Raw genomic sequence first — 13,993 nt, 5'->3', positions numbered from 1 at the left:
TCCGGTGCAGGTCTGCCGCGTCCTGCTCTCTCACTGGTCCGTGGTGCGGGCATGTCTCCGCAGCGAAGGCGTGCATGCAGGAGTCGAGGAGCAGATCACTGCGCAGTGGAAGTGGTGGCGCGACCATCGGTGACCATGGTGCTCTCGGTCGCATGTGTCTCCGAGGATGGCGTGGTCGAGGGCTTGTCCGATGCTTCGACCTGCTCTCTCCATCCCCTCGCGGATCGCGCGGCGCATCGGGTCCCGCTCGATGGCGTCGAACTCATCGCGCGTCATCTCGACGGTGACATCTCGGCCCATGTCGAAGCGCCGGCGTTCCTCGGGGCTGAGCCAGTCGCATACGTGATCCCACGCCTCGTCGGCTGTCATGTCGGCCATGCTCAGCCCCTACTCACGCGCTTCGTGTCCGCCTCGGCGAGTACACGCTGTGCGCGCGGCGCTCGGCACGGTTGTACCGCTCGGGATTCGCAATGACCTGCTTCGGGTCGTACCCGACGTGGCCTCGCATCCGGCGCATGAGATCGTCCATGGTGTTCTCTATTCGTGGGTGGAGGTGTGGCATGCTCTGTCGCATGCCCGACGAGCGCTCAATAACCGAGAAGGCCCAAGACCGTCGCAACGAGCGGTCGCTCAAGGCGTCCGCTGACTCAGCGAAGGCCACTGCTCGGAGCGTCGAGCAGATGCTGCGGCTGTCGAAGGATCAGTTGGGCGCATCTAAGGCCCAGGTGGAGCTGACGCGGGCAGCCAGGGCGGATGCGGAGAAGTCGGAGCGGTTCACGCGAACAATGGCGTGGAGCTCGCTAGCAGTTGCCATCGCCTCGCTCGGCGCTGCACTGGCTGCTCTGTTCGTGCGGTAGGTCAGCTGGCTTCCCAGATCTCCGTCTGCATCGCATCGCCCTTGATGCTGGTGCATCGGCGGCGGAAGGGGCTGAGGTCCTGCTACACCAGGTGCCCGCCGTTCGCTACCGCGATGGGGTGGTCCGCGGTGAAGGACATGCGGTCCGTGGCCGGCAGTGTCTTGTCGATGGGTTCTCCGCAGCCGTCGTCCGATCCGCACCCGCACCCGCAGGGCGGGTTCTCCCTCGCAGTGCGGCGCTTCAACGCGGTATGCGCGCGACGGTAGGCGCGGTGACCCTTCCCGTCGCAGATTCTCTTCGCCGCGGCTGCTCCTTCACGTGGCTCGGTCCGAGGGGAGGCGGGCACGCGCAGTATGGTGGTGGCGTCGTGCTGGACGGGCATCGCCCCTCCGGCCGAGGATCGAATGTCTTCGGGCATCGCTATGGTGAGCGCATGGACCCAGCTGCTGCTCTTGTCTTGAATGTCGTGCTGGCCGTGACCAGCGTCGTCGGCGCTGGGGTGGCCATCTGGCAGGCGCTCGACGCGCGACACAGTAAGCGTGACGCCGAAGCGGCAGTCTCTGCCGCGCAACGAGCAGCAGCTGCGAGTGAGCGCCAGGCTGTGGCTGCTGAAAAGTCCGTCAGTCTCCAGGAGGAACAGTCCAAGCCGAAGCCCTGGACCGCGAAGCATGTCAGTGGAGACCTGTACGCGTTCGTCAACAACCTCACTGAGGTCTTGCGGGTTCACAGAGTTGAGCCGTTCCCCGAGGGCAGTGACATTCTGCGGTTGCGGCTCTCTCCGGACGGGCTCTATCAGCCTGGCGATCGTCTCGAGTTCATGTACTCAAGCAAGTTCTCGAATGCGCCTCACAAGCTCGTCCTGCATTGGAGCTACGAGCACGATGAGGAACAGCACCAGTTCATCTTGCCTCTCTGATTCACGAGGCTCGTCAGATTCATCGCTGGCTCCTTCGCGTGTCGACGCACGTGATCGTCGGCTGCGCGGGTCATGCTGTGCGCGTACCGAAGCGCGGTGCTTGGGGCGGAAAGGGAACACCGCATGACCTACGAGCAGCTGCCGCAGCACCTGACCTCCGTGCTGGTCGAAGAACGGGACGGATCGGTCACCGTGACTATCGGCCTGGGGGATCTGATCCCCGGCGACGTCGAGTATTTCGGGTACGGGGTCGACTACTTTGGCCCGGATGGGAACGGCGGGAAACGATTCGGCGTCCGCTTCGGAAGCGAGGCCACGGCGCATGTCTTCGAGTGGTCGAGCGCTACCCAGGCGAACGCCGGGAGCATCGCGTACATCGAGGATGGACTCGTGATCTTCTACCCGGACGCGAGTATCGGGCTGGACCAGATCGGGAAGATCAGCGCGTTCTCTCACCTCAACGGGCAAGACGTGCAGACGGACTTCCCAGTTACGCTGATCCGCTGATCCCGTGCGGGCGGCCGGTGGGCGAAGCCGGCCGCCCTGCTGGGATGGGGACAAGAAACGACAGAAGCCCCGGACCAGAGCGGTTCGGGGCTTCCCCGGAAACCGGTCTACCATCAACATGGGCGCGGCAAGTAATCTGTCCCAATCTCCAGTGCCTTCGGCGCGTCACATGATCTCCTCGGCCAGTTTCTTCCTCAGCCTCCACCTGCGCGTGGGCTGGTTCATGAGCCTGTCCCGGAACCACGCCTGGAGAATGGATTTCTCGACGAACCTGTTGACCGTCCTGATCGATGAGTTCGGCTTCCATGCCCTGCGACTTCCAGTAGCGGATCGTGCGGGGTGAGCGCGTCACGAGGGCTCCTGCTTCCCGGTAGGTGAGGTTCTCAGCCATCGGGAGACCTCAGGGCAACGAGTGCTCCCGCTTGACGTGTTCGACCAGGCCGTCGCGAGCGTGTAACTGGCGGATGCTCAGGACCTCGAGTCGTCCGCACAGGAGGCAGCGCCACTCCCAATTGCTGGCCTCGCGGTTCCGCCAGACGTGATCGACCTCGAAGTCGTTCTCTTCGTCTCTGACGAGCCCGTCTGTCCTGATCGTCCATCGCTTCATGGTGAGGCCCATCGTATCGGCAGTCAGCGCCCATCGGTCTCCGCTGTTTCCTGCTTCACCGGCACCCACGGGCCAGCCGGGATCACCTTCGTGCGCCGCTCGATGTCGCCGCTCATCGGGTCGCCGTACTGACCTCCGAGTGCCGCCTGCACCTCTTCGAGCGTCTCGCCCTGCTCTTGGTCGCGCGGTCCGAACGGCCACTCGTGCTGGCCGTCGACCGCGATGCGGTACTCCCATTCCGGTTCCTCGGCTACGACATCAGCCCCAGCATCGCGACGGATGCGTGCAGCGACGTCGCGAGCAGTGAGGGACCCGATGCTCGCCCGCAGAAGCCCTGGGCATCTGCGTACTGGTCTGCGATTACCACGGCGGACTCGGCTGCTACTCCCCGCACCTCGGTATCATGAGCGGCCGCCATCGATCGAAGGCCTCAACAGCGTCGGCCTCCTCCGGCGAGAACATGTGCGCGGTGACCCGATCCGCCGCCGAGATGTACTGGCGGATCTCCCCGGTCGTCGGCGTGCACTCAGCCATGGTTCTCCGCCTCTCTCTGCTCCACACGTTGGCTCTCTGGGACCGATAGATTGCTGGGATGACCTTTCCCGGATCACCGCCCGAAGCAGGCTGGTATCTCAACGCCTACGGGCAGAAGCAGTGGTGGGACGGCGCATCGTGGGGGCCGGTAGCCGCAGGAGCTGCGCCGGCAGTCGCACCTGCGCCAGTGGTCATCACGCTGGTGAAGACGCGGACGGCGGCGTATTGGTTGGTGATCCTGCTCGGGACGCTTGGTGCTCACCGGTTTTACCTGCGCAGCTACGGAATCGGATGGATGCTGCTGGCACTGTGGATCGTGTCCTTCCTGTTCCACGTCGATCCTGACTCGCGGTCGTTGATCATCGGGAACGTGATCTTCGCGTTCCTGATCATCTGGGTGCTCTCCGACCTGTTCGTGATCCCCTCGATGGTCGACAAGGTCAACAAGGAGAGCACCCGACAGTCCTGACTGCCTGTGGCTCATCGGTTCTGTTCCTCTCAGTTCGCATCTCAGGAGCGTGCTTGCTGCGTCCGAGCGAGGAGACCGCATACCGCCGATGCGGTCCGCGAGATGGCTTCGCCTCCGTGCGCGGGAGGCGACGGAGATGGTGCGACGAGCCTCGGACTCCTGACGAGCGCACCGATAGAGTGCGGGCATGACCCCGACGCCCACCATCCACGAGGCCCCCGAGCTCGAACGCGGCCACACGTTCCGTTTCATCGAGGACGGGCGGATGCATTCCGTCCGCCCCGACGGTGACCGCTGGATGCTGTACGAGGAGGGTCCGCTGCATCACGTCGCGCATATCGAAATGAGCGACGCCGGTTGGCTGGCGATCGCGGTGAATGACCCGGATCAGTGGCAGGGCGACACCTTGCGTGATCTGCTGTTCCTGGTTCTGCGGTCCTAAGTCGTTCATGCTGCTCCTAGGGATGAACAAGAGCGTGCTCGCATCTCGCATGAAGGGCGAGACGGCATTCCTCGCAGAGGAGATCGAGGGGATCGCTGGGCTCCTGCGCCGCGACCCTGTGGGCCTGTACGGCGACTACCTGAAGGTGGGCCCTGCCGGGATCGAACCGACGACATCCACGGTGTAAACGTGGCGCTCTACCAGCTGAGCTAAAGGCCCTTCCCGATCATCCTATCGACGACAAAGCTCCGAGATGGTCGTCACCGCACCAGCGGCACCTCGAGGTCCACGCGTCCGAGCTTGTCCGGGTTCGCGACGGAGTAGATCCGGGTGATCCGCCCGCCCTCGACCGTGATCGTCACGATCCCGGCGAGCTCTCCGTCGATCTCCACCCGGATCCCCGGCTGGCCGTTGATCGTCGTCGCCGCCGCATGGACGGCGCCGGCGACCTTGGCGAGGCCGCCGATGAGGTAGCGGGCGATCGTGTCCGCGCCGACCAGCGGCCGCCGCGCGGCACCGCGCACCTTGCCGCCGCCGTCCGCGACGGACACCACATCCGGAGCGAGGACGTCCATGAGCCCCTGGATGTCGCCGGTGTTGAGCGCGGCGACGAGCCTGTCGACCGCGCGCTCACGCTCGGCGGGCACAACGCGGATGCGCGGACGGCGGGCCGCGACATGATCCTTCGCGCGGTGGGCGATCTGCCGCACCGCCGCGGGGGTCTTCGCCACGGCGTCGGCGATCTCGTCATATGGCACATCGAAAACCTCGCGCAGCACGAAGACCGCGCGTTCGGCGGGACTCAGGGTCTCCAGCACGGTGAGCATCGCGATCGACAGGTTCTCAGCGAGCTCGACATCATCGGCGACGTCGGGCGCCGTGAGCAGCGGCTCGGGAAGCCACTCGCCGACATAGTCCTCCCGGCGCCGCGAGGTGGAGCGGATGTGGTTGAGCGCCTGCCGCGTCACGATCCGCACGAGGTACGCCTTCGGCGCCGCGACCGTCGACGGGTCGACCGCCGCCCAGCGCAGCCAGGACTCCTGCAGCACGTCCTCGGCATCCGCCGCTGAACCGAGCATCTCGTAGGCGACGGTGAAGAGGAGATTGCGGTGCACGACGAACGGGTCGTCGACGGCGCTCACGACGCGGTCCATGTCCGCGAGCCTACGCAGTGTCGCCGATGTGCTCTCGGACGACCTGCCGTTCCGCGAGCGGAGGCAGCCCGCATGCGTCGGCGAACTCCTCGGAGTGGATGCCGAGGGCCACGTTCATCCTGGCGCTCATGTTCATGAACGCCACGCGCGCCGCGAGCTCGACCAGAGCCGCGGGTCCGAGGTCGGCCAGCAGCGCATCGGAGAGCTCATCCGTGACGGCCGGCGGCGTCTGACTTGCAGCCTCCGCGTACTCCATCACCCTGCGCTCGACCGGTGAGAAGACGCTCGCCTCCCGCCAGCGCGGCACCTGCCGGATCTTCGTCGCATCGAGGCCGTGGTTGTGACCCATGAAGTAGTTGAAGTCGAGGCAGAAGCTGCAGCCGATCGTCGCTGCGGCCGCCATCGCCGCGTAGGACGCGAGGTCCCGGTCGAGCTCCGACCAGCTCTCGGTCTTCCGGCCGATGCCCATCGCGTCCTTCATGACCGCGGGGTTGTTCCAGAGCACCCCGACCGACTCGGGCACCCGGCCCATCATCTTCTTCGCGAACACCTTCACCATCGCGCCGTAGACCCCGGTGACTTCGGCCGCCGGGATGCGGGTCGTGCTGCTGCTCATGTTCATGTCTCCTTCGATTCGGATGCCGTTCTGCGGGCCTTCCACACGGAGACACCGCCCGCGCCCGGGATGTGACATACGACTCGCCCGACCCGTCGGCATCCGCCGATCCGCGCTCGGGGACCCGGTGCGCGCCCGTGTCGTGGAAGAGGGATAGGCTGAACCCGGCGCGCGTTGTGCACAGCCGACAAGGCTGCCCGCGTCGCTTCCCGTTTCCTTGGCATGACCTGCCAGCTTGACGAAAGGTTCGCCCCGTGACCGTGCACGACCAGGATCCGTATTCCCAGGGCCCCCAGGACAGCGATCCGGAAGAGACCGGCGAGTGGCAGCAGTCGCTCGATGAGCTGGTGGATGCGAAGGGCCACGGACGTGGTCGCGAGATCATGCTCAGCCTGCTCAAGCGCTCGAAGGAGCTGCACCTGGGCGTTCCGATGGTTCCGACCACGGATTACATCAACACCATCGCCCCGGAGAACGAGCCCGAGTTCCCCGGCGACGAAGAGGTCGAGCGTCGCTACCGCGCCTGGATCCGCTGGAACGCGGCCATCACGGTGCACCGCGCGCAGCGCCCCGGCATCGGGGTCGGCGGCCACATCTCGACCTACGCCTCGTCTGCCGCACTGTACGAGGTGGGCTTCAACCACTTCTTCAAGGGCGCGGACCACTCCGGTGGGGCCGACCAGATCTTCGTCCAGGGGCACGCCTCCCCCGGAACCTACGCGCGTTCCTACCTCGAAGGCCGCCTGACCGAGGATCAGCTCGACGGATTCCGCCAGGAGAAGTCGCACGCGCCGAACGGCATCCCGTCGTACCCGCACCCGCGCCTCATGCCGGAGTACTGGCAGTTCCCGACCGTCTCGATGGGTCTCGGACCGATCAACGCGATCTACCAGGCGATGTCGAACAAGTACCTCGAGAACCGCGGCATCAAGGACACCTCCGCCTCGCACGTCTGGGCCTTCCTCGGCGACGGCGAGATGGACGAGGTCGAGAGCCGCGGCCAGCTGCAGGTCGCCGCCAACGAGGGTCTCGACAACCTGACCTTCATCGTCAACTGCAACCTCCAGCGCCTCGACGGCCCGGTGCGCGGCAACGGCAAGATCGTCCAGGAGCTCGAGTCGTTCTTCCGCGGCGCCGGATGGAACGTCATCAAGGTCGTCTGGGGTCGCGAATGGGACGACCTGCTCGCCCGCGACACCGAGGGCGCGCTGCTCAACCTCATGAACGTCACCCCCGACGGCGACTACCAGACCTACAAGGCCGAGTCGGGCGCGTACATCCGCGAGCACTTCTTCGGCCGCGACGAGCGCGCAGCCGCCCTCGTCAAGGACTACTCCGACGACGACATCTGGAACCTCAAGCGCGGTGGCCACGACTACCGCAAGGTCTACGCCGCTTTCAAGGCCGCGACCGAGCACAAGGGCAAGCCCACCGTCATCCTCGCCAAGACCGTCAAGGGCTACGGCCTCGGTCCGCACTTCGAGGGCCGCAACGCGACCCACCAGATGAAGAAGATGACGCTGGACAACCTCAAGACGTTCCGCGACGCCATGCACATCCCGATCACGGATGCGCAGCTCGAGGAGAACCCGTACCTGCCCCCGTACTACAACCCGGGACCCCAGGACGAGACGATCCAGTACATGCTCGAGCGTCGCAGGGAACTCGGCGGCTTCCTCCCGGAGCGCCGCACGACCCACGTCGGCCTGGCTCTGCCGGATGACACGGCGTACGCCCTCCCCAAGAAGGGCTCCGGCACGCAGGAGATCGCCACCACCATGGCGTTCGTCCGCCTACTCAAGGACCTCCTGCGCTCGAAGGACTTCGGCCACCGCATCGTGCCGATCATCCCCGACGAAGCGCGCACCTTCGGAATGGATGCGTACTTCCCGACCGCGAAGATCTACAACCCGAACGGTCAGCACTACACGTCGGTCGACCGTGAGCTGCTCCTCGCCTACAAGGAGAGCCCGCAGGGCCAGATCGTGCACGTCGGCATCAACGAGGCCGGCGCACTCGCGGCCTTCACCGCCGCCGGAACCTCGTACGCCACGCACGGCGAGCCGCTGATCCCGGTCTACCTCTTCTACTCGATGTTCGGATTCCAGCGCACGGGCGACGCCCAGTGGGCAGCCGGCGACCAGATGGCGCGCGGCTTCATCATGGGTGCCACCGCCGGTCGCACGACGCTGACCGGAGAAGGTCTGCAGCACGCCGACGGCCACTCGCACCTGCTGGCCGCGACCAACCCGGCGACCATCTCATACGATCCGGCCTACGGCTACGAGATCGCGCACATCGTGCGCTCCGGTATCGAGCGCATGTACGGCGGGAACCACGAGGACCCGAACGTGATGTACTACATCACGCTCTACAACGAGCCGATCGTGATGCCCGCCGAGCCGGCGGATGTCGACGTCGACGGCATCGTGCGCGGCATCCACCGCGTGTCGGTGGGCGAAGGCGAGGGCCCGCGCGCCCAGCTCTTCGCGTCGGGCGTCGGACTCCCCTGGGCACTCGAGGCTCAGCAGCTGCTCAAGGACGACTGGGGCGTGATCGCCGATGTCTGGTCGGTCACCTCCTGGACCGAACTGCGCCGCGACGGCCTCGCCGCCGACGAGCACAACTTCCTGCACCCGGAGGAAGAGCCGCACACGGCCTACCTCACCCAGAAGCTGCAGGGCGCCGAAGGTCCCGTCGTCGCTGTGAGCGACTACATGCACGCCGTGCAGGACCAGATCCGCCCGTGGGTCCCGAACCGCTTCGCCACGCTCGGCGCCGACGGCTTCGGCTTCTCGGACACCCGTGCCGCTGCGCGTCGCTTCTTCAAGATCGACGGCCCGTCGGTCGTCGTCCGCACGCTGCAGTCGCTCGCCGAAGACGGCGTGGTCGACCGGTCGCTCGCTGCGCAGGCGATCCAGAAGTACAGCCTGCACGACGTGAATGCCGGCACCAGCGGAAACGCGGGCGGGGAGAGCTGAGCCCCTCGGTGACAGCTTCGTCTTCCAGCGGTATGGACAAGACCGCCACGCTCACCTGGCTGCGCCGTATCTCCGGTGACATCGCCTCGGTGACGATCAAGCGGCTGGAAGACACCCTCCCCTGGTACGCCGATATGCCACCGGCCCGCCGCTCCGCGGTCGGGCTGGTGGCGCAGGCGGGCATCACCTCGTTCATCCAGTGGTACGAGGATCCGACCTCGACACCGTGGATCGCGGCCGACATCTTCGCCGCCGCACCGCGGGAGCTGCTGCGCAGCGTCAGCCTCCAGCAGACGCTGCAGCTGATCCGTGTGACGGTCGAGGTCACCGAGGAGCGTGTCGCCGGTCGCGGCAACGATCTCCGCGAGGCGATCCTGCTCTACTCTCGCGATGTGGCGTTCGCGGCGGCCGACGTGTACGCGCGCGCCGCCGAGGCCCGCGGGCTCTGGGACGCGCGGCTCGAGGCCCTCGTCGTCGACTCGATCCTCACGGGCGAGGCCGATGAGGAGCTGCCCAGCCGCATCGCGGCACTCGGCTGGCACGGCCACGGAGAGGTCGCCGTCCTGGTCGGCACGACTCCCCCGCAGTTCGATGTCGACCTCGTGCGTCGCACAGCCCGAAAGCTCGCGGTCGACGTCCTCATCGGCGTGCAGGGCTCGCGCCTGGTGCTGGTCCTCGGCCGTGCGAGGATCGCCGGACAGGACACCGAAGAGGTCGAGGACGAGCTCGGCTTCCAGGAGATCGCCACGCGTCTCGAGCCCTCGTTCGGGCCCGGTTACGTCGTGCTCGGCCCGGCGGTCGCCGCACTCGTGGACGCGAGCCAGAGCGCCCGCGCCGCCCTGGCCGGATTCGCCGTCGCCCGCGCCTGGCGCAGCGCGCCGCGACCCGTCGAGGCCGACGATCTGCTGCCGGAACGCGCTCTCGCCGGCGATCCGCTCGCGAAGCAGACCCTCATCGAACGCATCTTCCGCCCGCTGCAGGCGCACTCCACCGACCTCGTGACGACGCTGTGGAGCTACCTCGACAACGGCCGCTCCCTCGAGGCGACCGCCCGCGAGCTCTTCGTCCACCCGAACACCGTGCGCTACCGCCTCAAGCGCGTGAGCGAGGTCATCGGCTGGGATGCCACGGGCCCGCGCGAGGCGCTGATCCTCCAGACCGCGCTGATCCTCGGCTCCATCGGAGTGACGGATCAGACACGCCGTCGCCCGGCTCTCCGCCGACCGCAGCGCTGAGGCCGACGATCACGCGGTCTGTACGCCACACACAAGGGTTCTTCGGAATCTTGTGATGGATCATCCACCGTTCGGCGCGAAACGTTGGCAGACTGAGGGTGTGATTGTCGTCGTCTGCCCTGGACAGGGCTCGCAGACCCCCGGATTCCTCGCCCCCTGGCTCGAGCTCGACAGGGTGGCCGAGCGCCTCGCCGCATACTCGGACGCCGCGGAGGTCGATCTTCGCGAACACGGCACGGTGTCGGATGCCGACACGATCCGCGACACGCGCATCGCGCAGCCGCTGATCGTCGCCGCCTCACTCATCGCGGCTGACGCCCTGACCGCCCGGGCCGGTCGCCGCGCGGACGGAACCGCCGGACACTCGGTGGGCGAGATCGCCGCCCTGGTCGGCAGCGGCGTCATCGACGCCGAGACGGGCATGCGCCTGGTCGGCATCCGCGGTCGTGCGATGGCGGATGCCGCAGCGCAGACGCCGACCGGCATGAGCGCGGTCCTCGGCGGCGACGAGGCCGTGGTCCTGGAACGGCTCACCGAGCTCGGGCTCTCCCCCGCGAACTACAACGGCGGCGGCCAGCTCGTCGTCGCCGGCGAGCTCCCCGGGCTCGAGGCCCTCGCCACGCAGCCCGTCAAGGGAACCAGGGTGATCCCCCTGCAGGTCGCCGGTGCGTTCCACACGGAGTACATGGCGTCGGCCGTGGCCGCTCTGCGCGACGCCGTGGCGACCGTGACGCCCACCGACCCCTCCATCACCCTGTGGAGCAACCGCGACGGCTCGGTCGTCGACAACGGCGCTCAGGCGCTCTCCCACCTCGTCGACCAGGTGTCCTCCCCGGTGCGGTGGGACCTGTGCATGAGCTCGTTCGCCGACCACGGCATCACCGGTCTGATCGAACTCGCTCCGGCCGGTGCCCTGGTCGGACTCGCCAAGCGCGGCCTCCGCGGTGTACCCACCGTCGCCGTGAAGACCCCCGAAGACCTCGATGCGGCGGTCGCGCTGCTGAACGGAGAAGCCGCATGAGCATCACCCTCGCCCAGGTCGCCGGCCCTGCCTACACGCGCATCTACTCGTTCGGTGCCGCGCGCGGAGAGAACGCCGTGCCCAACGAGGACCTCATCGGCCCGATCGACTCCAGCGACGAGTGGATCCGCCAGCGCACCGGCATCATCACGCGTGCTCGCGCGAACAAGGGCACGGACGCCATCGATCTCGCCACCGAAGCGGCCGCCGAGGCCATCGAGAAGTCCGGCATCCCCGCCGATCAGGTCGACCTCGTGATCGTCGCGACGATCAGCAACCCCAAGCAGACCCCCTCGGTGTCCGCGATCGTCGCCGACCGGGTCGGAGCGAACCCCGCCGCGGCGTACGACATCAACGCCGCGTGCGCGGGGTACGCCTACGCGGTCGCGCAGGCCGATGCCCTGATCAAGGCCGGAGCGGCCCGCTACGCCCTCGTGATCGGCACGGAGAAGCTCTCCGACGTCGTCGACCCGACCGACCGCAGCATCTCGTTCCTGCTCGGCGACGGCGCTGGCGCCGCCCTCATCGGCCCCAGCGACACGCCTGGCATCGCCCCGGCCGTGTGGGGTTCCGACGGCTCCAAGGCCGATGCCGTCGGCATGAACGCCACTCTCACCGAGTTCCGCGACGGCGAGGCGCCGTGGCCGACGCTGCGTCAGGAAGGGCAGACCGTCTTCCGCTGGGCCGTCTGGGAGATGGCGAAGGTCGCCCGCGAGGCGCTCGAGAAGGCCGGTGTCCAGCCGGCCGACATCGCCGCCTTCATCCCGCACCAGGCCAACATGCGCATCATCGACGAGTTCGCCAAGCAGCTGAAGCTGCCGGAGACCACGGTCATCGCGCGCGACATCGAGACGACCGGCAACACGTCGGCCGCGTCGATCCCGCTCGCGAGCCACCGGCTGATGGCTGAGCACCCCGAGCTCTCCGGGGGTCTCGCACTGCAGATCGGCTTCGGCGCCGGCCTCGTCTTCGCCGCACAGGTCGTCGTCCTCCCCTGAGATCGCGCGACCTTCCCTAGACTGTTCCACGGTTCCGAATACAACCCGTAAGAAAGAGGAAGACCACATGGCTTTCACCAACGATGAGGTCCTCGCTGGCCTCGCAGAGCTGATCACCGACGAGACCGGCATCAACGCCTCCGAGGTCGCCCTGGAGAAGTCGTTCACCGACGACCTCGACATCGACTCGATCTCGATGATGACGATCGTCGTCAACGCCGAGGAGAAGTTCGGCGTCACCATCCCCGACGACGAGGTTAAGAACCTCAAGACCGTCGGCGACGCCGTCAGCTTCATCGTCGCAGGCCAGGAGTAATCCCCGCAGGATGCCACCCCCGCATCTGCGGGGCGTGGCATCCTCTGCCTTGCCCGAACTCCGCTCCACCCCCGCCCGACAAGGAACCACACCATGACCAAGCGCATCGTCGTCACCGGCATCGGCGCCACTTCCGCCATCGGCGGGACCGCTCCGGAGAACTGGGCCAACCTGCTCGCAGGCGTGTCCGGGACCCGGGCCCTCGAGCACGATTGGGTGCAGCAGTACGAGCTGCCCGTCACCTTCGCCGCCGAGGCCATCGTCCGCCCCGAGGAGGTCCTGCCCCGCCACGAGGCGAAGCGGCTCGACCCGTCCTCCCAGTTCGCGCTGATCGCCGCGCGTGAGGCCTGGGCCGATGCGGGCTCGCCCGAGGTCGCCCCCGAGCGCCTCGGCGTCGACTTCGCCACCGGCATCGGCGGACTGTGGACGCTGCTCGACGCCTGGGACACCCTCCGCGAGAAGGGCCCGCGGCGTGTCATGCCCCTCACCGTCCCGATGCTCATGCCGAACGCCGCTGCGGGCAACCTCTCGCTCCAGTTCCAGGCGCGCGCGTACGCCCAGACCGTCGTGAGCGCCTGCGCCTCGAGCACCGAGTCGATCATCCACGCGTACCACCACCTGCAGGACGGCCTCGCCGACGTCGTCATCGCCGGCGGCACCGAGTCGGCGATCCACCCGATCACGATGGCCTCGTTCGCCTCCGCGCAGGCGCTGTCGCGTCGCAACGACGACCCCGCCACGGCGTCCCGCCCCGGCGCGATCGACCGTGACGGATTCGTCATGGGTGAGGGCGCCGCCGCGCTGATCCTCGAGACCGAGGAGCACGCCAAGGCCCGCGGCGCGAAGATCTACGGCTACGTGCTCGGCGGCGGCGTCACGGCCGACGCGTACCACATCACGGGGAACGACCCCGAGGGCAACGGCGCCGCACGTGCCGTCACGCAGGCGCTGGAAGAGGCCGGCGTGACCCCCGACCAGGTGACGCACATCAACGCGCACGCGACGTCGACCCCGGTCGGCGACCCCAACGAGTACGTGGCGCTCAAGAAGGTCTTCGGCGAGCGGCTCGACGAGATCCCCGTCTCCGCGACGAAGGCTTCCACGGGCCACCTGCTCGGCGGCACCGGCGCCCTGGAGGCGATCTTCTCGCTGCTCGCCCTGCGCGATCGTGTGGCCCCTCCGACGATCAACATGACCGAGCCCGACCCGGCCGTGCCGTTCCGCCTCTCCGGCGAGCCGACGCCGCTCGGGGACGGACCGCAGATCGCGATCAGCAACTCGTTCGGCTTCGGCGGCCACAACGCCGTCGCCGTGTTCTCCAACGGCGACTGACCGTCGCT

General features: G+C 67.5%; 14 protein-coding genes and 1 tRNA gene. 12 read left to right on the top strand and 3 right to left on the bottom strand.

Annotation, left to right across the window (positions count from 1 at the left end; genetic code table 11):
• The first annotated feature begins 572 nt into the window (after positions 1 to 572).
• From MRBLWH11_RS14155 to MRBLWH11_RS14130, 6 genes are all read left to right on the top strand, one after another.
• On the top strand, positions 573 to 857 hold the full coding sequence (locus MRBLWH11_RS14155; protein ID WP_341945319.1) for a hypothetical protein: 285 nt from the start codon (positions 573 to 575) through the stop codon (positions 855 to 857).
• 433 nt (positions 858 to 1,290) lie between these two features.
• Positions 1,291 to 1,773 (top strand): hypothetical protein, encoded by a 483-nt coding sequence (locus MRBLWH11_RS14150; RefSeq protein WP_341945318.1) that lies wholly within the window; start codon positions 1,291 to 1,293, stop codon positions 1,771 to 1,773.
• Between the two features lie 123 nt (positions 1,774 to 1,896).
• The gene (locus MRBLWH11_RS14145) at positions 1,897 to 2,280 is read left to right on the top strand and encodes a hypothetical protein (RefSeq protein WP_341945317.1); all 384 of its coding nucleotides are present in this window, start codon (positions 1,897 to 1,899) and stop codon (positions 2,278 to 2,280) included.
• Between the two features lie 169 nt (positions 2,281 to 2,449).
• Positions 2,450 to 2,623, top strand: a complete 174-nt coding sequence (locus MRBLWH11_RS14140; RefSeq protein ID WP_341945316.1) for a hypothetical protein — start codon at positions 2,450 to 2,452, stop codon at positions 2,621 to 2,623.
• Positions 2,624 to 3,479: 856 nt separating this feature from the next.
• Positions 3,480 to 3,890 (top strand): TM2 domain-containing protein, encoded by a 411-nt coding sequence (locus tag MRBLWH11_RS14135; RefSeq protein ID WP_341945315.1) that lies wholly within the window; start codon positions 3,480 to 3,482, stop codon positions 3,888 to 3,890.
• Between the two features lie 187 nt (positions 3,891 to 4,077).
• Positions 4,078 to 4,332: a hypothetical protein gene (locus MRBLWH11_RS14130; RefSeq protein WP_341945314.1), complete on the top strand. Its 255-nt coding sequence runs from the start codon at positions 4,078 to 4,080 to the stop codon at positions 4,330 to 4,332.
• A gap of 146 nt (positions 4,333 to 4,478) precedes the next feature.
• Here the strand turns inward: MRBLWH11_RS14130 and MRBLWH11_RS14125 are convergent.
• The 3 genes from MRBLWH11_RS14125 to MRBLWH11_RS14115 form a co-directional block, all read right to left on the bottom strand.
• Positions 4,479 to 4,551: transfer RNA gene (locus tag MRBLWH11_RS14125), tRNA-Val, on the bottom strand.
• Between the two features lie 41 nt (positions 4,552 to 4,592).
• Complete coding sequence (locus MRBLWH11_RS14120; protein WP_341945313.1) at positions 4,593 to 5,486, bottom strand: RNA polymerase sigma-70 factor; 894 nt, start codon at positions 5,484 to 5,486, stop codon at positions 4,593 to 4,595.
• A gap of 10 nt (positions 5,487 to 5,496) precedes the next feature.
• Positions 5,497 to 6,102 (bottom strand): carboxymuconolactone decarboxylase family protein, encoded by a 606-nt coding sequence (locus tag MRBLWH11_RS14115; protein ID WP_341945312.1) that lies wholly within the window; start codon positions 6,100 to 6,102, stop codon positions 5,497 to 5,499.
• Positions 6,103 to 6,356: 254 nt separating this feature from the next.
• Here MRBLWH11_RS14115 and aceE point away from each other — a divergent pair, with 254 nt between their 5' ends.
• From aceE to MRBLWH11_RS14085, 6 genes are all read left to right on the top strand, one after another.
• Positions 6,357 to 9,083 carry a pyruvate dehydrogenase (acetyl-transferring), homodimeric type gene (aceE, locus tag MRBLWH11_RS14110; protein WP_341945311.1) on the top strand — a complete coding sequence of 909 codons (2,727 nt, stop codon included), beginning with the start codon at positions 6,357 to 6,359 and terminating at the stop codon, positions 9,081 to 9,083.
• 32 nt (positions 9,084 to 9,115) lie between these two features.
• Positions 9,116 to 10,318, top strand: a complete 1,203-nt coding sequence (locus MRBLWH11_RS14105) for a helix-turn-helix domain-containing protein (RefSeq protein ID WP_116634825.1) — start codon at positions 9,116 to 9,118, stop codon at positions 10,316 to 10,318.
• 100 nt (positions 10,319 to 10,418) lie between these two features.
• Complete coding sequence (locus MRBLWH11_RS14100; protein ID WP_341945310.1) at positions 10,419 to 11,339, top strand: ACP S-malonyltransferase; 921 nt, start codon at positions 10,419 to 10,421, stop codon at positions 11,337 to 11,339.
• Positions 11,336 to 12,337: a beta-ketoacyl-ACP synthase III gene (locus MRBLWH11_RS14095; protein WP_341945309.1), complete on the top strand. Its 1,002-nt coding sequence runs from the start codon at positions 11,336 to 11,338 to the stop codon at positions 12,335 to 12,337. The genes MRBLWH11_RS14100 and MRBLWH11_RS14095 overlap by 4 nt, the downstream gene beginning before the upstream one ends.
• 67 nt (positions 12,338 to 12,404) lie before the next feature.
• Entirely contained in the window at positions 12,405 to 12,653 is a 249-nt protein-coding gene (locus tag MRBLWH11_RS14090; protein ID WP_017830435.1) for an acyl carrier protein, read from the top strand.
• Between the two features lie 93 nt (positions 12,654 to 12,746).
• Positions 12,747 to 13,985, top strand: coding sequence for a beta-ketoacyl-[acyl-carrier-protein] synthase family protein (locus tag MRBLWH11_RS14085; protein ID WP_116634822.1), 1,239 nt, complete (start codon positions 12,747 to 12,749; stop codon positions 13,983 to 13,985).
• Positions 13,986 to 13,993: the final 8 nt, after the last annotated feature.

This window comes from Microbacterium sp. LWH11-1.2 (assembly GCF_038397745.1).
Taxonomy (GTDB): Bacteria; Actinomycetota; Actinomycetes; order Actinomycetales; family Microbacteriaceae; genus Microbacterium.
Note: the sequence above shows the minus strand (reverse complement) of the source record. Positions and strands in the feature narration are given on the sequence as shown.